Below are 20,486 nucleotides of genomic sequence, written 5' to 3'. Positions count from 1 at the left end.
AAGCCGCGCAGATCTCGCTTTCCAGAGAGAGAGGAGAGAAATTCTTACTGCTGCGCCACCGTTGCTGGCTGCGCCGCGTTGGCCGGTGCTGCCGGCGGCAGATCACCCCAGCCGCCGCCCAGCGCCTTGATGAGCCCCACCGTGGAGTTCATGCGGCTGCCGGCCAGTTGCACGCCGATGCGTTCGGCGGACAGCATGTTGCGCTCGGCATCGATCACATCCAGGTAATTGACCGAACCCGCGTTGTAGCGCGTGCGCGAGAGTTGCGCGGCGCGTGTGGAAGCGCGTACAGCGTCATCCTGTGCCTTGGATTGATCGGCCAGGAGGCGCAGTTCTGAGAGGTTGTCTTCCACCTCGCGGAAGGCGACGAGCACGCTTTCGCGGTAGTTGGCAACGTTCTCTTCGTATGCAGCGCGTGCTTGCTTCACGCCGGCACTGCGTGCGCCCCCGTCAAAGATCGGCAGCGACAGCGCGGTGCCGACCAACGGCCCGAGAATCCACGTACGGCTGCCCCACTTCAGCAGGTCGCCGATGTCGTGCGACTCGTAGCCGAAGCCGCCCGTGAGCTGCAGTTGCGGGAAGAACGCCGCACGCGCCACGCCGATGCGCGCGTTGGCCGCAGCCATTGAGCGTTCAGCAGCGGCCACGTCGGGGCGGCGTTCCAGCAGGGCGGAAGGCAGCCCGGCCGGGACGCGCACGTCGGCCGATTGCAGCGGGTCGGTGCCCATCGTGAAATCGGCCGGTGCCTTGCCCAACAGCGTTGCCAGCGCGTGCTCCAGCACCGCGCGACGGCGCTGTACGCCGATGCGGTCGGAGCGTGCCGTTGCCAGCTCGGCATCGGCGCGGGCAACGTCCAGCTCGCCAATGTCGCCCGTGTTGAAGCGGCGCTGCACCAGCTTGAGCGCCTCTTCACGGCCGACCAGCGTGCGGGACAGCAACGCCTCTTCCGCATCCAGCGTGCGCAGGCTGAAGTACGTCTGCGCCACGTCGGCCTGCAATGACAGGCGGGCGGCACGGTACAGCGCTTCGACACGCTCGGCATCGGCGCCGGCGGCATCGATGTTGTTGCGCACGCGGCCGAACAGGTCGACCTCATACGCCACGGTGGATTGCGCACGCCAGTACGTCTGCGGCTGCACGGGCGCACCGACCGGCAAACCGGCCGATGCCGCCGATGCCCGCTGGCGCGTCGGGCCGAAGCCCGCGTCCAGTTCCGGGAACAGCGATGCACGGTTGGCCTGCACGAACGCACGCGCCTGATTCACGCGTGCGGCTGCGGCGGCCAGCGTGGGGCTGGCTTCAGCGGCCTGTGCTTCGAGCTTGTCGAGCGTCGGGTCGTTGAAGATCTTCCACCACGCGCCGTCGGCGGGCAGGGCAGGCTCGGCGGTCTTCCACTTGCCTTGCTCGCCTGCGGCCAACGGCGCATCCGCCGCTTGTGCCGCTTGTGCGGCTTCCTTGAAGGCGTTGGGTGTGCCAACGTCCGGCTTCTCGTAGGTCGGGGCGAGCGAACAGGCCGCGAGGAACAGCGCGGCGGCCAGCGCCAGCGGGGTCCAGCGGCCCGACCGCATGGCCGGACCTGTTTGTTGTTGTGTAGACGCGTTCATAGCGATGTCTTGATGAGTGTTGACCTTAGTGCTGGGCCGAGGGCACAGGCAGCGCGCCGTCCAGGTCCAGATCGCGGTCGGGTGCATCTTCAGAGCGCTGGCCGCGGCGTGCCGCCAGCGTGCGCAGCAGCACGTAGAACACCGGCGTGAGGAACAGGCCGAACAGCGTCACACCCAGCATCCCCGCGAACACGGCCACGCCCATGGCATGGCGCATTTCCGCGCCGGCGCCGGTCGACACCACCAGGGGCACTACGCCCATGATGAATGCGATCGACGTCATCAGGATCGGGCGCAGACGCAGGCGGCAGGCCTCGATGGCGGCTTGCACGATGGTGCGACCTTGCAGCTCAAGCTCGCGCGCAAACTCCACGATCAGGATCGCGTTCTTGCACGCCAGCCCCACCAGCACCACCAGACCGATCTGCGTGAAGATGTTGTTGTCTCCATGCGAGAGCCAGACGCCCAGCATGGCGGCAAACAGGCTCATCGGCACGATCAGGATCACGGCTAGCGGCAGCGTCAGGCTTTCGTACTGCGCGGCCAGCACCAGGAACACCAGCAGCACGCAGATCGGGAAGATCCACACGGCCGAGTTGCCGGCCAGGATCTGCTGATACGTCAGGTCCGTCCACTCGAAGCGCACACCCTTGGGCAGCGTTTCATGCGCGATGCGCTCCACAGCCGCCTGTGCCTGGCCCGACGAGAAGCCCGGCGCGGGGCCACCGTTGATGTCGGCAGCGGTGTAGCCGTTGTAGCGCACCACCATGTCCGGCCCGAAGCCTTGCGACACACGCAGCAGCGATGACAGCGGAACCATGTCGCCAGCGGCGTTGCGCGTCTTCAACTGCAGGATGTCTTCTGCATGGGCGCGGAACGGCGCGTCTGCCTGCACCTTCACCTGATACGTGCGGCCGAAGCGGTTGAAGTCGTTCACGTACAGCGAGCCCAGGTACACCTGCATGGTGTCGAACACATCGGTCACCGGCACGCCAAGCTGCTTGGCCTTCACGCGGTCGAGGTCAGCATTCAACTGCGGCACGTTGATCTGGTAGCTCGAGAACGACGGGCCCAGCTCGGGCGTCTTGCGTGCCTTGGCCATGAAGGCCTGCGTGGCGGCAAAGAGCTGTTCATAGCCGACCGAGCCGCGGTCTTCCAGTTGCAGCTTGAAGCCACCCACCGTGCCGAGGCCTTGTACCGGCGGCGGCGGGAACACGGCAATGAACGCATCCTTGATTGCGCCGTATTGCTTGTTCAACTGACCTGCAATCGCACCGCCCGACAGGTCGGCACTCTTGCGCTGGTCAAACGGCTTGAGCGTGACGAACACGATGCCGGCGCTCGGGCTGTTGGTGAAGCCGTTGATCGACAGGCCAGGGAACGCCACGGCGCTTTCCACGCCGGGGTGCTTGAGGGCGATGTCCGACATGCGGCGGATCACGTCTTCCGTGCGGTCCAGCGATGCACCGTCCGGCAGTTGCGCGAAGCTCACCAGGTACTGCTTGTCCTGCATCGGCACGAAGCCGCCCGGCACCTTGTTGAACAGCAGGGCAGTTGCACCGATCAGCGCCAGGTATATACCGAGCATCACGGCCTTGCGGCCGATCACACGCGACGTGCTGCGGCCATACGATTCCGATGCCGCACCAAACACGCGGTTGAACGGACGGAAAATCCAGCCCAGGCCCTTGTCCATCGTGCGCGCCAGCCAATCCTTCGGCGCGTCGTGGCTCTTGAGCAGCAGGGCGGCCAGCGCAGGCGACAGCGTGAGCGAGTTGAAGGCCGAGATGACGGTCGAGATGGAGATCGTCAGTGCGAACTGCTTGTAGAACTGACCGGTCAGGCCCGTCATGAAGGCCAGCGGCACGAACACGGCAATCAGCGTGAGCGCAATGGCGATGATCGGGCCGCTCACTTCACGCATGGCCTTGTAGGTGGCCTCGCGTGGCGATAACCCTTCGGCGATGTTCCGCTCGACGTTTTCCACCACCACGATGGCGTCGTCCACCACGATCCCGATCGCCAGCACCAGCCCGAACAGGGACAGCGCGTTGATCGAGAAGCCGAACATCAGCATCAGGCCGAACGTACCAATGATCGACACCGGCACCGCCAGCAGCGGAATGATCGACGCACGCCACGTCTGCAGGAACAGGATCACCACCAGCACCACAAGCGCCACCGCTTCCAGCAGCGTGTGCGTGACGGCTTCGATACTTGAGCGGACGAACTGCGTCGGGTCATAGACGATGCGGTAGTCGACGCCTTCGGGAAAGTCTTCCTTCAGCTCGGCCATCGTCTTGCGCACGTCGTCCGAAATCTGCAGCGCGTTGGAACCCGGCGCCTGGAAGATCGGAATGGCCACCGCCTGCTTGTTGTCCAGCAGCGAGCGCAGGCCGTATTCCGATGCGGCCAACTCGATGCGGGCCACGTCACGCAGGGTCGTGACGGCGCCATCGGGCGAACTCTTGAGGATGATGTCGCCGAATTCCTGTTCGGTCTTCAGCCGACCCTGCGCGTTGACGGACAGTTGCAGATCCGTGCCCGGCACCGAGGGCGAGCCGCCGATCACGCCGGCTGCCACCTGCACGTTCTGGTCTCGGATGGCCTTGACCACTTCGTTGGCAGTCAGGCCGCGCTCGGCCACCTTGTTCGGGTCGAGCCATACGCGCATCGAGTAGTCACCCGAGCCAAACAATTGCACCTGGCCGACGCCGCTGATACGCGCCAAACGGTCCTTGACGTTGAGCACTGCGTAATTGCGCAGGTACGTCATGTCGTAGCGGTCGTTGGGCGACAGCAAGTGCACCACCATCGTCAGGTCGGGGCTGCTCTTGACGGTGGTCACGCCCAGGCGTTGCACCACGTCGGGCAGACGCGGCAGCGCCTGCGACACGCGGTTCTGCACGAGCTGCTGTGCCTTGTCAGGATCGGTGCCCAGCTTGAAGGTGACCGTCGTGGTCAGGTTGCCGTCGCTGTTGGCCTGCGACTGCATGTAGAGCATGTTCTCGACGCCGTTGATCTGCTCTTCGAGCGGCGAGGCGACAGTCTCGGCAATCACCTTCGGGTTGGCGCCCGGGAACTGCGCGCGCACCACCACCGAAGGCGGCACGACCTCGGGGTACTCCGAGATCGGCAACCGCCAGATCGAGATGACCCCGATCAGCAGGATCAGCGTGGAAAGCACGCCCGCAAAGATCGGGCGGTCCACGAAAAATTTAGAGAAGTTCATGGCTGTGAGCGATGAGTTTCAGTCGCAATCAGGCGCGGTCGGCCGGAAGGCGTTGAGCGTTGGCTGCGGTCTTGGCGTTGGCAGGCTTGGTTTCAGCCTTGGCGGCAGGCGCAGCGGGTGCGTCGGCTTTGGCTTCGGCGGGCGTGGCGGGGGCTTCCGGCTGTGCACCCGGCAACACCACCCGCTTGGTGACCAGGCTATCCATGGTCACCGCGTTGGGTGCCACGGCGTCGCCCGGGCGCACACGCTGGATGCCGTTCACGACGATGCGGTCACCCGCCTTCAGGCCCGACTTCACAACGCGCAGGCCGTCAATGGAGGCGCCCAGCACCACCGGGCGATAGCTCGTCTTGTTGGCGGCATCCACCACCAGGACGAACTTCTTGTCCTGGTCCGTGCCGATGGCCTTATCGCTGATGAGGATGGCGTCGTGCGGTGCGCCGGTGCTCATGCGCACGCGGGCGTAGAGCCCCGGCGTGAGGCGGCCGTCGGCGTTGTCCAGCGTGGCGCGCACGCGGATGGTGCCCGAGCGCACGTCCAGCCGGTTGTCGACGGACTGGATCACGCCTTCGCGCGTGTAGCCGTCTTCATTGGCCAGCCCGATGTAGACCGGTGTCTTCGCGCCCTGGGCTGCCTTGGCGGAGTAGCGCAGATAGCTTTGCTCGTCCGCGTCGAACGCCACGTACATCGGCGAGACCGACACCAGCGTCGTCAACACCGGGGCAGCGCCGCCGGCGGAAACGACGTTGCCGACCGTAATCTCTGCGCGCGACACGCGGCCTGCAACCGGCGCCACGATGTGCGTGTACTCCAGGTTCAGCTTGGCGGCGTCCAGCGCGGCGGCGGCGCCTTGCAGGTTGGCCTGCGCCTCCCGTGCGGCGTTTTCCTTCTCTTCAAACTCGCGACGCGCGATGGCGTTGTCGGCCACCAGCTTTCGTGCTCGGTCCAGCTCTGACGTGGTGTAGGCCACGCGTGACTTGGCGGCGGTCAGCGCGGCTTGCGTGCGTGCGACTTCGGCAGCGTAGGGGCGCGGGTCGATGGTGAACAGCGCGTCGCCCTTCTTGACGATGCTGCCGTCCTTGAAGTGGACGGCGGTGACGGTGCCGCTCACCAACGGGCGGACTTCAACGCGTTGAACGGCTTCAATGCGGCCGGAAAACTCATCCCATTCGGCCACGTTCTTTGCCAGGACGGGCGCCACATCCACCGGCGTGGCGGCGGGTGCGGCGGAGGGCTGCTGCGATGCGCCGGCACTGGAGACAAGGCCGTAGGTGCCCACAGCTGCAACGCCGAGCACGGCGGCAACCGAAATGGCGAGTGTGCGTTTGGACAGGCTCATGATGACTCTCTCGATTTTGTTGGGGTAAGCAAAGAGAAAAGACTGGATAAAAGCGCTTTGGCCGCAGCGTAGAAACACGCGGGCGGCCTCGCACTCCGTTTCTTGTTGTATGGGTTCAGCCAGGCGTCTCCGCGGTCGGGTCAATGGAGGTGCGATCCTTTCGATCCGCACGTGCGCGGCGTTTGCGCGGAGCGGCCGCCTGGCGCGTCATTCCGAGGTGCCAGCGCAGGAAGCACGTCATCTCGTCTTGCGCCACTGCGCTCATGGCAATCGAGTCATGGCAGGCCTCGTTCACGCGCACGACCTGCGTGACGACGCCCGCTTCAATGAGGCACGCGGCATAGCGCTCGGCTTCGGTGCGCAGCAGGTCTTGCGGCGCGGTCAGCAGCAGGGCGGGGGGCAGGCCCTGCAGGCGGCGCGATTCAACCGGCGCGGCGTATGGGTGCACGCGCTCGGTCGGGCGGGGCAGATACTGTCGATAACAATCGGCGCAGACTTCGGCCGAGTTGTCGGCATTGGCCAGATGATCCGGGCGCACACGGGCCATGGTCGGGTCGAGCATCGGGGCGATCAGGACCTGGGCGCGCAGGTTCGGGCCGCCGCGGTCGCGCGCAATCATCGTCAGTGCGGCAGAAAGATTGCCGCCGGCGTCATGCCCGGCCACCGCCATGCGGCGGCGGTCAATCCCCCATGCGTCGGCGTGGTCGGCCATGCAGCACAGCGCCGCGTACACATCTTCGGGCGCGGCAGGAAAGGGCGCAGCCGGTGCGAGCGAATAGCCGACCGTGACCACCACCGCCGGCAATGTGGCGGCCAGGAGGCGCGCCGGTGCATCGGCATCGTCAATCGAGCCGCGTACGAAACCACCGCCATGCAGGTACAGCACGCCGGGGCGGCGCAACGGCGCGGCGGCATCGTCGGCGTGCATTTCGGGGCGGAACACGCGCAGGCGGATGCGGCTGGCGTAACCCTGCGTCCAATAATCTTCGGACGTGACCTCGCGCGGCAGCGGACCCGCACCAGCCGTTTCCTCGCATGCAGAAGCTTGCTCAGGCAGCTTGGATGTTGCGCCGCGCAAATTGTTATTCAGTGCAACATTTGTGGGGGCGGGCGTTGCGTACGGTCGTGCTGGGCGAACAGCGGCCGATGCCGCATCGCTGGTCAGCGTGCGATCCGAAACAACGAGACGCGGTGGAGAAGAACCCATGATGTCAGGCGGGGCTTACCTTTGCGGATAACCCGGATATCGATGGGCTGAATGATGGTGATTAGACGAACGCGGATAAATGCCTATAATCGGACATCACTATTAGTTGCAGCCGAACAATCAAAATTTACGGTTGTGCTACAAAGTGTTCTTGCTCGAGGCCGATCTTGTTGCACTGCGAAAACCCGTAGTCGCCGCCTTCCTGATCGCGCCTCATGCTCAGACCGCGTGCGTGTTCTCGAGCATGAGCAGACCTCTTGATTCCACAGGTCCGGCGCATTGCCCGTTTGATTCCGGCAGTGCGCCCGCCCCGTGGAGTCCGTCCCTAAGGAGCCGCAGATGGATCGCTTGCAGGCCATGCAGGTTTTCACGCGTGTCGTGGAGGCCAGCAGTTTCACCAAGGCTGCCGACAGCCTTCAGTTACCCCGCGCCACGGTGACGAACCTGGTGCAAAGCCTTGAGGCGCATCTCGGCGTGCGCCTGCTGCACCGGACCACGCGCCGCGTGAATGTCACCGCCGATGGCGCTGCGTACTACGAGCGCTGCGTGCGTCTGCTCGGCGATCTGGAAGAGACCGAGGCTGCTTTCTCGCAAAGCGCATCGGGCGCACGCGGCACCCTGCGCATCGACGTGCCTGCGTCGATTGGCAAACGGTTGCTTGTGCCGCGCATTCGGGATTTTCACGAGGCGTACCCCGATCTTCAGCTGGAGATCGGCATGAGTGACCGCACCGTCGATCTCGTGCAGGAGGGTGTGGATTGCGCCGTGCGTGGCGGCGAGTTGCAGGACTCAAGTCTTGTCGCGCGCCGCATCGGCCAGCTGTCGATGGTCAATTGCGCGTCGCCCGAATATCTGGCCCGCTGCGGCACGCCCCAGACGTTGGAAGACCTGCAGGACCACACGGCGGTGAATTACTTCTCTGCGCGCAACGGCCGCCGCATGGACTGGGATTTCGTGATCGACGGGCAGAAGCAGATCCACAAGGTGCGCAGCATGGTGTCCGTCAACGATGCCGAATCTGCGGTGGCGTGCGGCCTGCATGGCCTGGGGCTGCTGCAGACCTCGCGCTTCCTGGTGTACGAGCACCTGATGTCGGGTGCGTTGGTGGAAGTGCTGCCGGACCATGTTTCCGAGCCGGTGCCGGTGTCGGTGGTGTATCCGCACAACCGGCACCTGTCGCCCAAGGTGCGGGTGTTTGTGGATTGGGTGGCGACGCTGTTTGCTGACCACCCGTGCCTGCAGCTCAAGGAAAATCCACGGCTGCAGATTGTTAGCGCCGCCTGAACAGTTATTTCTGCAAAGTCGCATTTATCAGACGGGAGCAACGATCTATTCTGCCCTCCAAGCGCAACAACGAGCGCAAACGAACAAGGAACAGATCATGAACTCCCGCCTCTTCTCTGCTTTTTCCCGCCGCGCCGTCCTGGCCATGGTGGCTACCGTATCGGCTTCTGCCGCACTGCTGTCGCAGCCCGCGACGGCTTCCATCCAGCCCAACTTTGACGCCCCGGCCGCGACGCAGGCGGGCCGCTTCGACCCGTACACCCAAGGCGCCGACCGCCAAGCAGACACCTACGGCTATCTGTCGTGGAAGAACGATCGCTTTGATCCGTACAGCCAAGGCGCGGATCGCCAGGCCGACACCTATGGCTACCTGTCGTGGAACGGCGATGCGAGCTATCCGAAGGCCGGCGCTGCATCGCGCGCATAAACTGCGCACCCGCTGAATTTCTCCTCCTCCCTGTTTGCGGCGTGACTTCATCGGTCACGCCGCATTTTTGTTGGTGCGAGAGCCGGGGCGCCAGGGCGCCGATGTTGGGTTGGGAGTATCGTGGCAGGCATGCAGACCGTCGTCCTCACGTTCGATTCCAGTCTGACGCCGCTTCTTCCGCTGGCGTTGCGCGGGCATCCCGTTGCGCGTACTTGGGCTGATGGCGCCACGCTCAAGCACGCCATTGAGGCGCTTGGCGTGCCGCATACCGAGGTTGGGCAAGTGCTGGTGGATGGCGCACCCATGGGTCTGGAGGCCATGTTGCCCGGCAGGGGGCACGTTGCCGTTTCGGCCGTGGCGCCCCTGGTGCCAACCGCGCCGCTGCATTTTCTGTGCGACGCCCATCTTGGGGCAACGGCTCGGCTGCTGCGCATGGCGGGCTTTGATACGGCCTACGACAACAATTACGCCGACGCGGCCATCGAAGCGCTGGCACAGGGCGAAGACTGGATCGTGCTCTCGCGTGACCGTGAGCTCCTCAAGCGACGCGGCATCCGCCGGGGCGCATTCATCCGCGCGCGCGAGCCGCAGGCGCAGATGCGCGAAATCGTCATGCGCCTTCGGCTGGCAGATGTGGCCAAGCCGTTCTCACGCTGTCTCGAATGCAATGTGCCGCTGCGGATGCTGAGCCCGGAAGAGGCTTCCGCCAGCGTGCCACCCCGCGTGCGCGAGCGCCAACGGCTGTTTAGCACCTGCGATGCCTGTCGGCGTATCTATTGGCCCGGTTCGCACTGGGCACGCATGAATGCCGTGTTGGCCGACATGTTGTCGCCCCACGCCGGCGTATCGATAGACCCGCCGGAAGCCGCCGAGCGTATGTCGCGCACCGGCAGCGCAGGCGCCTGACGCGCCTGACTACTGCGACGGCGCGTTGCGCAGGTCGGCCACAAACCGCTCGCGCCAGATGGTGAGGTTGGCGGCCCGCAGCCGATCCATCATGTGGGCGTAGCGCGCCTTGCGCTCTTCCAGCGGCATCGTCAATGCGCGGTTCAGTGCCTCGGCCATACCGCGCGTGTCGTACGGGTTGACGATCAGCGCGGCATCCAGTTCGCGCGCTGCGCCGGCAAAGCGCGACAGCACGAGCACGCCGGGGTCTTCCGGGTCTTGCGCGGCCACGTATTCCTTGGCGACGAGGTTCATGCCATCGCGCAGCGGTGTGACATAGCCGATTTGGGAGCTGCGGAAGAGCGCCATCAGCACGCGCCGTTCGTATTGCTTGTTGATGTAGCGGATGGGCGTCCAGTCCAGCTCCGAATGCTTGCCGTTGATACGGCCCGACTCCGCCTCCAGCCGCTGCCGGATCTGCTGATAGCTCTGCACATCCTGACGCGACGTTGGCGCAATCTGGATGAAGGTCACGTGCCGGCGATGGTCCGGAAAATCGTCCAGCAATTGTTCGAATGCGCGGAACCGTTCAGGCAACCCTTTTGAATAGTCGAGCCGATCCACGCTCATGATGAGTCTCGGCGGCTGCTGGCCTTGACCTTGCCCCTGACCAACGGCGCGCTCGCCGCGCGGGCTCGCATGCCGCGTGAATGGATTGCGCCGCGCCAGCGACGCCTTGGCTTGCTGCGCAATCTCGTCCGGATGCACGCCGATCGGGTAGACCTCGGCACGCAGCGTATGGCCGTAGGCGTGCACCGGGCCGTTCTGTTCCTTCTGTTCGATGTAGCCCCGCGCCTCGCGCTCGATGTAGTCGTAGAAGGCGACGCGATCGGTCTCGGTCTGGAAACCGACCAGATCGTACGCGCAGAGCGCCCGCATCAGGTCTTCATGCGGCGGAATCGTCGTCAGGATTTCCGGCGACGGAAACGGAATGTGCAGGAAGAACCCGATGCGGTTGGTGAGCCCCAGCGCGCGGCACTCCGCAGCAAACGGAATCAGGTGATAGTCGTGCACCCAGAGGATGTCATCTGGCTGCACCAGCGCCTTGAGCTGATGCGCAAACTGCGCATTCACGCGGCGGTAGCCGTGGTATTCCTGGCGCTCGTAGCGCGAGAGATCCACGCGGTAGTGGAAGATCGGCCACAGCGTCGCATTGGCGAAGCCGCGGTAGTACTGGTCATAGTCTTTGCGGTTCAGGCCGACGGTGGCATAGGTGATGTTGCCCTTGGTGACGATGTTCGGCTCGTGCGCGATCGTGTCCGAGCTGGTGGTCGCAGTTTCGCCGCTCCAGCCAAACCAGATGCCGCCGGTTTCGCGCAACGCATCGAACACCCCCACGGCCAGGCCGCCCGCTGTTCCCTGACCTTCGGCTACGGGCGCAACGCGGTTGGAGACAACAATGAGCCGGCTCATGCGGCACCTCGCTTGGCCGGGGCCGTGAGCGTTGCCAGCCATGCGCGCAATGCCGCGGCGTCTTGCACGCGCCAGCGCGCCTGACTCGGGCCTGCGCCCACCTTGATCGACCAGCCCTCCAGCGCATTGACGGCATCGAAGGCGCTTTCATCGGTCAGGTCATCGCCGGCAAACAGCACGGTGCGGCCCATGAAGGGCGGCTCGGTCATCAGCGTGTGCACCACGTCGCCCTTGCTGGCGCCGCGCGGCTTGAGTTCGACAACCATCTTGCCGGCCTGCAGGCGCACGTGGTCGGCATAGCGGCGCGCGAGGCGGTCAGCCACCGTCAGCACGGCGTTCTCAGCCTCTGGCGCATGGCGGTAGTGCAGGGCGAAAGCGATGCCCTTGCTCTCCAGCACCACGCCGGAAAACTGCGTCGACAACTGTGTGAGTTCGGCGCGTAACTCGCGCTCCAGCCGGGCGAGCGCGTCGGCGTCGGTGTTCAGGCGGACGAAGCCGCCGTCTGCATAGCGGCGTTCGGCGCCGTGCACACCGGCGATGACGAGCCCCGGCAGAGACAGGCGCGACTCCACGTCGTGCACCGTGCGCCCACTGATGATCGCCAATGCGCCCCCGCTTGCGGCGTGCAGCGCAGCCAGCGTTTCACGCAGCGGCGCAGAGACATGCACAGCATCGGGCTGCGGCGCGATGTCGACGAGCGTGCCGTCAAAGTCGAGCAGGAAGGCCGTTCGCCCCAAGTTGAGCGAGGGCAGGGGCGCCGCGTTGGCAGAAGACTGAGGAGAGACGTTTTTGGACAAACCGGTTCTTGGAAATGTGCGTGATGCGCCTTTTCACGCAAGAACCGGGCCGACCGGAGGGCGGCGGCACCACACGTTGTCATTTCGCCATTCTTCGCGCGCGTGGCGGGGGCGGTGTGTGTAAAAACGGAAGCGGGATGCAAATCCTTCACGGGCCTGCCGCCGTAGCGGCCTCAACTGTGGAACCACCCGTTGACCGTGAAGCGGCCATCCTCCATGCGCCCCGATGGCACGCTCACGGGCCGCAGTTCGTGCATGAGGAAGCTGGGGAACACGATCAGCCGATTCTGCACGGGCGCGATGTCGACGAAATCTGCGGTTTCGCGCCAGCGCCGGCCATCGGTGCGCGATGCATAGAGCCGCAGGTCGCCGCCTTCAAACGTCTTCGGCTCGCGATGGAAGTAGTAGATGAACGTGACGCGGCGCGTGCGCAACTGCGCATGGGTGTTGTCGTTGTGAACCTTGAAGAATTCGCCATGGCCAGTCACGGTGAGCTGCACTTCCAGGCGCTGAACCGGAAACGGCGCGATGCGCAAGCGCTCGAAGATGTTGTCGGCACAGGCGAGCAGGCGCTCCTCGAACAACGCCACGATGGTCGGCTCGTCGTAGCGCACGCGCGATCTGCGGATGTCGAGTTCGACGCCGCCGCCGGCCGTGTTGAGCACGGCTGAAGGTCGGTATGCGGCCGGGTCCGCCAGCGCGGCTTCGCGCACGAGTTCGAGTTCGTTGGGCGGCAGGAATTCGTCGCATGACGCCCACCAAGGCGGGTGGACGAGCTCCACCGGTAAGAGGTCGGGCCAGGATGCCGTCGGCAAGTGCTGTGGTTCGAATTTCAATTGAGCGACCCACGAAAGTTGAGGTTGACGTAGTGCAGCAGCAGCGAGGTCGAGATGTGTCCTTCGGGCAAGGCCTCACGAAAATGGACCACGCGCGGGCCGGCATAGACGAGCGCATCGCCCAGGCTTTGATAGACCAGCACTTCGGCATCGGGCAGGCCCAGACGGATGGGCCACGAGGCTTCGAGCGTCGGTTCGGGCGTGTAGTCCACGGCGATCGTCAGGCTGTATTCACACTGCGGCCGGTCGACATGCCGGTGCAGGACCGCGCCCTGCGTATAGGCCGCAAGGTAGGCGTACGACGGTTTGACCGGAACGCCCACCACGTGCGAGATCAATGGCGTGAGGCGCGCCTGCAGCGTTCGCAGCATCGGATCATTGTGGGCTCGGTATCGGCGTGGCACCTGCGGGTCGCCAAACCGGATGGCGCCCGTGCGTACGCCATGACGGAGGTAGCGCCGCACGACTGCCACCTCGTAAGGGTGCAGGGCGTCGGTCACCACGCCATAGCTTTCCCGGGCGAACGACGCCCGCGCGGCTTCGAGCGCCGGCACCTGCGCGGTATCGATTTGGGCGGCCGATACCAGCACGCCAGCGTCAACGAGCACGTTATGCATGAACGGGTCCATTGACGGGGCGACGTCGCCGGGCCGCATCCGGCGCAGGCTGCTCCAGACATTCGGGCTGACGGCGAAGGTGCGCCCGATGCGACGGTCAGGGTCTTCAACATGCAGCAGCCAGCCTTGCTCCGATTGCCCAAAGCGCAGCCGCGGATTGATACGCAGCGGCTGATCCGACATCGCGCGGGCGCGGATGCGCTGCACCGCTGCACGCGGTGCGAGAACGTCCGGCTGATAGTCGAGCATGGGGGCAATCACGCAGGCCTCCGTTTTACTTGACCGAAAGCTCGGCCAGCACGACAGCGACCAGCAGCGGCTTGGCGTTGGGTCCGACAGGGGCGACGATCTCCGCAGGCCGCAAAGCGGGCACGACCACGGCGCGCCCCGTGGAGAGCGGTACCACGATCTGTCCACGGCGAGGGTCGACACCCGCTAGGCGCAGCGGTCCGCGCAGCATGCGCAGCGATGCACTGGCCGTGCCCGTGCTGCCGAGCGTTGCCACCAGCACCACGTCGTTGGCGTGCGCAGGCTGGTTGGCCAGATCGACGCGCGTGCTGGTACCGGGCTGCAGCGCGAGCACGGACACACGAATCCGGCCCACTTGCCGCGCACGCGGCGCAAGCCGGCGGGCGGCACCCGGCAAGGCCTGCTCCACGGGGCCGACGAGCAGCTTGTCGATCTGCGGAGCGTCGCGCAGCACCTGGATGCGCACCGGCGCAGGAGCCAGGGTTTCGCTGGCTTCGATCGACCGCGTGTAGACGACCTGGGTTTCAAAGCGCGCGCCCGCCGCAGCCACTGCACCGGCCACCTGCTGCAACACCGCCATGCTGGCGAACTGGTCGACGATGGATTCGAGCGCGCCAGGATCCAGCACGCCGTTCCACCGGCCCTCCGGGTCGGATGGCCCAGGTTCTGGCGAACCGGGGTCTGACGGGCCTGGATCGACGGGGCCCGGGTCTCCAGGGCTCCCAGGGTCGACAGGTCCGGGGCCACCCGGATCTACCGGCCCAGGATTGATGGGGCCAGTCGGTTCGCCCGGCCCAACAGGGCCTGGGCCGCCGGGGTCCCCAGGGTCGCCGGGGCCGACAGGACCGACCGGGCCGGGCTCGCCAGGATCGACGGGCTCCGGATTTTCCGGCTCGCCAGGTTGGGGGTCGCCCGGCCAGCCTGGGTCGATCGGTTGCGGATCGCCCGGATCAATCGGTTCCGGAGGCGGCGGAACACCCGGATCGCCGAGCGGGATCGGTGGAAAGATGGGTTGGGGACCGTGCGGGAAGAACGGGTCGTCCGGCGGCAGCGAAGGCGGCACGGGAATTGGGAACCACGGCGGTACGCCGGGAACCGGTACGGGTTGTGGATCGACGGGAATGGGGATGGGAACGGGCACCGGGCCCGGCCCCGGGTTCGGCGGGACAGGCGGAATAGATGGCGGAAAAAGCGGCGGCGGGTTCAACGGCGGCCACACCCATGGCCCGCCGCTCGGGTCATTCGCGACGGGGCCGATGGGCGATGGGGCAATCGGGCCAAAGATGCCTGGCTCAGACACCACGGGCGCCACCGGATGCGCCACCACCGGCCCTACCGCCGGATTGACCTGTACCGGCACGCGGCTGCCGGCGCCCAGAAGATGCGAGGCGATGGCCGCACCGAGGACATCGCTGGCGCGCTTGCCGAGCGTGTTGGACAGCGCGGTATGAATCGCGTTGCCTACGTTCGGATCGGTGGTCTGCGTCTTGAGCTGTGCGACGAGGCTGGCGAGCAATTCGCGCTCGCGCTCGGAGAGCACGCTCGGATGGGTCGACAGGTCTGCGCCAAGAGCACGCAGCAGATCGGATGATCCGGGATTGGAAGGCTGGTCGGGCATGGCGCGATCCTCCGGCGATGGCCGTGGTCGTGCCCATGCACCATCCCACCCCACCGCAAGGCGTGCCGCTTCCTCTTGCGTGCTACTGCGGCCTGATGGCCGGTTGAGCGGCTTGCGCAATGGCATCTAAGGTCACGGCGCGCACTTCAGCAAGCGCAGGAAAGCCCTTTCATGCGTCTATTTTTTTAACTCTCATTGAAAGCGCGAAACATGAAGCGAACGCTGAGTTCTTCATGCGACGCGCTATCCAGTCGGCCCCGCGCTACAGCGATGCAGCCAGCCGCGTGCCTTGGTCGATCGCACGTTTGGCATCGAGTTCGAGCGCTTCGTCGGCGCCGCCGATGATGTGCACCTTGGCGCCGCCCGCCTGCAGCGGCTCGACCAATTCACGCAGCGGCTCCTGCCCTGCGCACAGCACGATGGAATCGACCGGCAGCCATTCGGCGGCTTCGCGTTTTTCACCGTAGCTCACGAGCAGCCCTTCGTCGCCGATGCGCTCGTAGTTGACGCCACCCACCATGCGCACGCCCAGGTTCTTCAGGCTTGTGCGATGAATCCAACCGGTGGTCTTGCCCAGCCCGCCGCCGAGTTTGCCGGCACGCCGCTGCAGCAGGACGATCTCGCGCGCGGGTGTTTGGGGTTCAGGGCGTATGCCATCCACACCGCCACGCACTTCGGTCGGATCACCGACGCCCCATTCGGCGCGCCACGTTTGCAGATCCAGCGTGGGAGAGTGGCCGTCAAGCGCGAGGAATTCCGCCACGTCGAAGCCGATGCCACCGGCACCGACAATCGCCACGCGCTTGCCCACCGGCTTGCGATGGCGCAGCACATCGATGTACGACAGAACGCTCGGATGGTCCTGCCCCGGAATCTTCGGATTGCGCGGCGACACGCCTGTCGCGATGATGATCTCGTCGTACTTGCCTGCCAGTAGTTGCTGCGCATCCACGCGCGCACCCAGGCGGGGCGTCACGCCGGTGGCCTCAACCCGGCGCTTGAAGTAACGCAGCATCTCGTGAAACTCTTCCTTGCCGGGGATCGTCTTGGCCATGTTCAACTGACCGCCGAGTTCCGGCGCCGCGTCAAACAGGTCTACGGTGTGCCCGCGCTCGGCCAGCGTGATGGCTGCCGACAAACCCGCAGGCCCCGCGCCCACCACCGCAAACCGGCGCTTGACGGGCGTCGGGCGGATGATGAGTTCGGTCTCATGGCAAGCGCGCGGGTTGACGAGGCAGCTCGCAATCTTGGCCTTGAATGCGTGGTCCAGGCATGCCTGATTGCAGGCGATGCAGGTGTTGATGTCCTGCGCGCGGTTCGTTGCGGCCTTGCGTACGAAGTCGGCATCGGCCAGCAGCGGGCGCGCCATCGACACCATGTCGGCGCAGCCATCGGCAAGCACGGTTTCGGCCACCTCCGGCGTGTTGATGCGGTTGGACGTCACCAGCGGGATGCCGACTTCGCCCTTCATCTTCTTCGTCACCCATGCAAACGCCGCGCGCGGCACGCTCGTCGCAATGGTGGGGATGCGTGCCTCGTGCCAGCCGATGCCCGTGTTGATGATGGTGGCGCCCGCGCGCTCCACGGCCTTGGCCAGTTGCACGACTTCTTCCCACGAGCTGCCGTCCGGGATCAGGTCGATCATCGACAAGCGATAGATGATGATGAAATCCTTGCCGACAGCCTCGCGCGTGCGCTGGACGATTTCCACGGGCAGGCGCATGCGGTTCGCATAGCTGCCGCCCCAGTCGTCCGTGCGCTTGTTGGTGTGCGTGACGAGAAACTGGTTGATGAAGTAACCCTCGGAACCCATGATCTCGACGCCGTCGTAGCCGGCTTCGCGGGCCAGTTGGGCGCAGCGCACGAAGGCGCGGATCTGCCGTTCGATACCGCGCTCCGACAGCTCGCGTGGCGTGAACGGGCTGATGGGCGAGCGCAACGCGGTGGGAGCCACCGCAAACGGGTGATAGCCGTAGCGGCCGGTATGCAGGATCTGCAGGGCGATCTTGCCGCCTTCGTCGTGCACGGCGTTGGTGACCGTGCGGTGGCGGCGTGCGGCGCCATGCGTGGCGAGGCGCCCGGCAAAGGGCTTTGTCCACCCGGCAATGTTGGGTGCGAATCCGCCCGTGACCATCAGGCCGACATCGCCGCGTGCGCGCTCGGCAAAGTAGGCGGCCAGCCGGTCGAAGTGGTTGCCATCTTCCAGGCCGGTGTGCATCGAGCCCATCAGCACGCGGTTCTTGAGCGTGGTGAAGCCGAGGTCGAGGGGCTGGAGCAGGTGGGGGTAAGGCGAGGCGGGCGTGGAGGAGGGCATGTCCGGCGCAGGGCACAGGCGCTGCGATGATGTGGAAACGCGCCGGACGGTAGCACCCAAGCGCCCGTTGGAACAACAGGGCGGGGCTCTAGATGTGTGGAAGGCGCGTCAGGATTTTCCCGACTTCTTCGCGTCGTCTTCAGCGGGCTTGCCGAGCAGCGCTTTCAGCAGTTTGTTCTGGGGAATCGCCTTGCCGGTGCCCTGGTCGGGCTTGCCGGTGCGCTGGCTGCCGCGCTTGATGTTGTTGGCAATCTTGAGGCCCTTGAGTTTTTCGAGGTCTGTTTTCTTCACGATGGGGTCCGCAATGGGATACATGGGCTGCGTGTTACGCTCGGCAGGATACGCGAATTGCCAAACCCCCGGTCCGCCCGCGCCCGTTTTTCTGCATTTCCGCTACCGCATTGACCTCGTTCACGCCGCCCGCCACGCCCGTTCCGGATCTGTTTCAGCCCAGCCTGCAAGACTGGGCTGAGCGGCCCGCGCAAGCCTTCGAACACTGGCTGGCCGCACGCGGCTATCGCGAATCGTCGGCGACGGTGTACCGCGCGATGTGGCGCAAATGGCTGCGCTGGGCGGAGTCGCACCAGCGCGCATTGGCCGATTGGAGCGCCGGCGACATTGCCGCCTTTCTCGACGAGTCGGGCCTGACCAAGCTGCATCGCTACCGCTACGCGCGCCTGATCGAGCGCGTCTTCCATCAGATCGAGCAACAACGGACCGGCACGCACAACCCTGCAAGCTCTGCGGTGCAGCAGAAGTTGGCCGAAGGTGAGAACGATCCGACCACGTTCCTTTCATCGGCTGAACGTGCGGCAATCGAGGCGTCGCTGGAGGTGGGCGCGCAGGCCAGCGAAGCCGCCGCCAACGCCAGCGCGTTCAAACTGGCGCGCGACCGCGCACTCGTAGCCGTGTGCCATGGCGCGGGGCTGAAGGTCGCGCAGGTGCAATCGCTGCTGCTCCGCCAAGTAGACGAGGCGCTGGAGGCGATCACCGTCGAGCGGCCGCGCGGTCCGTCGTACAAGGCGCCCATGCTCGAAGCTGCGCGCCCCGCGCTGGCCGCCTGGCTGGCGGTGCGCGCACACGCAGAGGTGCCGGGCGAGCGCGTGTTCGTTGCCGATTCCGGCGGGCGCGTCATGCACGCGGCGTCGGTATACCGGCGCGTGGAGGCATGGCTGGCCGCGCTGCCGGCGTTGTTGCACCGCAGCGAGCGGCTGTCACCGCAGACGCTGCGTAACGGCTACACCGCCGCGCTGTTCGACGCAGGCGCAGACCCTGCTGAGGTGGGGTACGCACTGGGCTTGCGCGATGCGACTTCGGCGTGGCGTCTGCGCGCGGCCTATGCTGAGTGGCAGGCGGCTGCCCATCCAGACGGCCGGCCGTAGTGCCGTTTTGGGCAACCAGAGCTTCAAACTGCCCGCGAGCCGTTGGCGGGCTTTGCTATGATCGCGCTGTTTTGCGCGCTGCGGAGCAGGTCGACGCAGCGTAGAACGACGATGCCGGGTTCAAACCGGCACGCTAGCTCTCTCCTTCCTCGATACCTCGCACCCCATGACAGAAACCATTCTGCTGACCGGCGCTACCGGCTACATCGCCTCGCACACCTGGGTTGAACTGCTGGATGCGGGCTACCAGGTGATCGGCCTCGACAACCTCTGCAACAGCAGTTCGACTGTGCTGTCCCGCATCGAGCAGATCACTGCCAAGACGCCCAAGTTCGTGCAGGGCGACGTGCGTGACCGCCGCCTGCTCGACGACCTGTTTGCCAGTTCGCGTATCTCAGCTGTCATCCACTTTGCGGCGCTCAAGTCGGTGGGCGAATCGGTGCAGAAGCCGCTGGCTTACTACGACAACAATATGGGCGGGCTGGTCACGCTGTGCGCAGCCATGGCGCATGCGAACGTGCGGCAGCTCGTGTTCAGTTCGTCGGCAACGGTGTATGGCAATCCGCATACCGTGCCGATTACCGAATCGTTTCCGCTGTCCGCCACCAACCCGTATGGGCAGACCAAGGTGATGGGCGAGCAGGTGCTGCGGGATCTGGAGATTTCCAATACCGCCTGGAAAATCGCCTATCTGCGCTATTTCAACCCGGTGGGGGCGCACCACAGCGGCCTGATCGGTGAAGACCCGCGCGGCATCCCCAACAACTTGATGCCGTATGTGGCGCAGGTGGCGGTCGGCAAGCGCGAGAAGCTTTCGATTTACGGCGGCGACTGGCCCACGCCCGACGGTACCGGCGTGCGCGATTACATCCACGTGGTGGATCTGGCGCGCGGTCACTTGTCGGCGCTCGACACGCTGCGCCGCGATGGCCGCGGCTTTACCGTCAACCTCGGCACGGGCCGTGGGTATTCGGTTCTGGAAGTCGTTGAGGCTTACAAGCGCGCCAGCGGCAAGCCTGTGCCGTATGAGATTGTGGATCGTCGCCCCGGCGATATTGCAGCGTGCTATGCCGATCCGGCACTCGCGGCTTCACTCTTGGGGTGGCGCGCGCAATACGGCATCGAGCGCATGTGTGAAGACTCGTGGCGTTGGCAGAGCATGAATCCGGACGGCTTTCAGACCCGTGGCTGATTCATTGAACGGCTCGAACCAACAGGAGAC

General features: G+C 65.5%; 16 protein-coding genes. 5 read left to right on the top strand and 11 right to left on the bottom strand.

All coding sequences use genetic code 11. The features are described from left to right. Positions 1-44 precede the first annotated feature (44 nt). The 4 genes from DOD19_RS22070 to DOD19_RS22055 form a co-directional block, all read right to left on the bottom strand. Positions 45-1,604 carry an efflux transporter outer membrane subunit gene (locus DOD19_RS22070; RefSeq protein WP_275426892.1) on the bottom strand — a complete coding sequence of 520 codons (1,560 nt, stop codon included), beginning with the start codon at positions 1,602-1,604 and terminating at the stop codon, positions 45-47. Positions 1,605-1,629: 25 nt separating this feature from the next. Continuing rightward, positions 1,630-4,836 carry an efflux RND transporter permease subunit gene (locus DOD19_RS22065; RefSeq protein ID WP_024978661.1) on the bottom strand — a complete coding sequence of 1,069 codons (3,207 nt, stop codon included), beginning with the start codon at positions 4,834-4,836 and terminating at the stop codon, positions 1,630-1,632. 28 nt (positions 4,837-4,864) lie between these two features. Then, positions 4,865-6,175 carry an efflux RND transporter periplasmic adaptor subunit gene (locus DOD19_RS22060; RefSeq protein ID WP_024978662.1) on the bottom strand — a complete coding sequence of 437 codons (1,311 nt, stop codon included), beginning with the start codon at positions 6,173-6,175 and terminating at the stop codon, positions 4,865-4,867. A gap of 115 nt (positions 6,176-6,290) precedes the next feature. Beyond that, complete coding sequence (locus DOD19_RS22055; RefSeq protein ID WP_112188124.1) at positions 6,291-7,382, bottom strand: alpha/beta hydrolase; 1,092 nt, start codon at positions 7,380-7,382, stop codon at positions 6,291-6,293. A 339-nt stretch (positions 7,383-7,721) separates the two neighbouring features. On the opposite strand from DOD19_RS22055, the gene DOD19_RS22050 reads away from it, so the two are divergent. The 3 genes from DOD19_RS22050 (at position 7,722) to DOD19_RS22040 (ending at position 9,999) form a co-directional block, all read left to right on the top strand. Then, positions 7,722-8,666 (top strand): LysR family transcriptional regulator, encoded by a 945-nt coding sequence (locus DOD19_RS22050; protein WP_024978664.1) that lies wholly within the window; start codon positions 7,722-7,724, stop codon positions 8,664-8,666. Positions 8,667-8,763: 97 nt separating this feature from the next. After that, a complete protein-coding gene (locus DOD19_RS22045) occupies positions 8,764-9,093 on the top strand; it encodes a hypothetical protein (protein WP_024978665.1) in 330 nt (109 codons plus the stop codon). Between the two features lie 129 nt (positions 9,094-9,222). Next, on the top strand, positions 9,223-9,999 hold the full coding sequence (locus DOD19_RS22040; protein WP_112188122.1) for a Mut7-C RNAse domain-containing protein: 777 nt from the start codon (positions 9,223-9,225) through the stop codon (positions 9,997-9,999). A gap of 9 nt (positions 10,000-10,008) precedes the next feature. Here the strand turns inward: DOD19_RS22040 and otsA are convergent, their stop codons facing one another. The 7 genes from otsA to DOD19_RS22005 form a co-directional block, all read right to left on the bottom strand. Further along, positions 10,009-11,451 carry an alpha,alpha-trehalose-phosphate synthase (UDP-forming) gene (gene otsA / locus DOD19_RS22035; RefSeq protein ID WP_024978667.1) on the bottom strand — a complete coding sequence of 481 codons (1,443 nt, stop codon included), beginning with the start codon at positions 11,449-11,451 and terminating at the stop codon, positions 10,009-10,011. Further along, complete coding sequence (gene otsB / locus DOD19_RS22030; protein ID WP_112188120.1) at positions 11,448-12,248, bottom strand: trehalose-phosphatase; 801 nt, start codon at positions 12,246-12,248, stop codon at positions 11,448-11,450. Before otsB ends, otsA begins: the two co-directional genes overlap by 4 nt. A 173-nt stretch (positions 12,249-12,421) precedes the next feature. After that, positions 12,422-13,084, bottom strand: coding sequence for a 2OG-Fe(II) oxygenase (locus tag DOD19_RS22025; protein ID WP_024978669.1), 663 nt, complete (start codon positions 13,082-13,084; stop codon positions 12,422-12,424). Then, positions 13,081-13,962, bottom strand: a complete 882-nt coding sequence (locus tag DOD19_RS22020) for a hypothetical protein (protein ID WP_162634435.1) — start codon at positions 13,960-13,962, stop codon at positions 13,081-13,083. The genes DOD19_RS22025 and DOD19_RS22020 overlap by 4 nt, the downstream gene beginning before the upstream one ends. A 13-nt stretch (positions 13,963-13,975) precedes the next feature. Beyond that, positions 13,976-15,568, bottom strand: a complete 1,593-nt coding sequence (locus DOD19_RS22015; RefSeq protein ID WP_112188116.1) for a hypothetical protein — start codon at positions 15,566-15,568, stop codon at positions 13,976-13,978. A 262-nt stretch (positions 15,569-15,830) separates the two neighbouring features. Further along, positions 15,831-17,882, bottom strand: coding sequence for an NADPH-dependent 2,4-dienoyl-CoA reductase (locus tag DOD19_RS22010; protein WP_112188114.1), 2,052 nt, complete (start codon positions 17,880-17,882; stop codon positions 15,831-15,833). 108 nt (positions 17,883-17,990) lie between these two features. Beyond that, complete coding sequence (locus tag DOD19_RS22005; protein ID WP_080693713.1) at positions 17,991-18,197, bottom strand: hypothetical protein; 207 nt, start codon at positions 18,195-18,197, stop codon at positions 17,991-17,993. Between the two features lie 86 nt (positions 18,198-18,283). On the opposite strand from DOD19_RS22005, the gene DOD19_RS22000 reads away from it, so the two are divergent. After that, on the top strand, positions 18,284-19,264 hold the full coding sequence (locus DOD19_RS22000) for a tyrosine-type recombinase/integrase (RefSeq protein WP_024978674.1): 981 nt from the start codon (positions 18,284-18,286) through the stop codon (positions 19,262-19,264). A 166-nt stretch (positions 19,265-19,430) separates the two neighbouring features. After that, complete coding sequence (galE, locus tag DOD19_RS21995; protein WP_024978675.1) at positions 19,431-20,456, top strand: UDP-glucose 4-epimerase GalE; 1,026 nt, start codon at positions 19,431-19,433, stop codon at positions 20,454-20,456. Positions 20,457-20,486: the final 30 nt, after the last annotated feature.

The organism is Ralstonia sp. GX3-BWBA (genome assembly GCF_003290055.1).
Taxonomy (GTDB): domain Bacteria; phylum Pseudomonadota; class Gammaproteobacteria; order Burkholderiales; family Burkholderiaceae; genus Ralstonia; species Ralstonia holmesii.
Note: the sequence above shows the minus strand (reverse complement) of the source record. Positions and strands in the feature narration are given on the sequence as shown.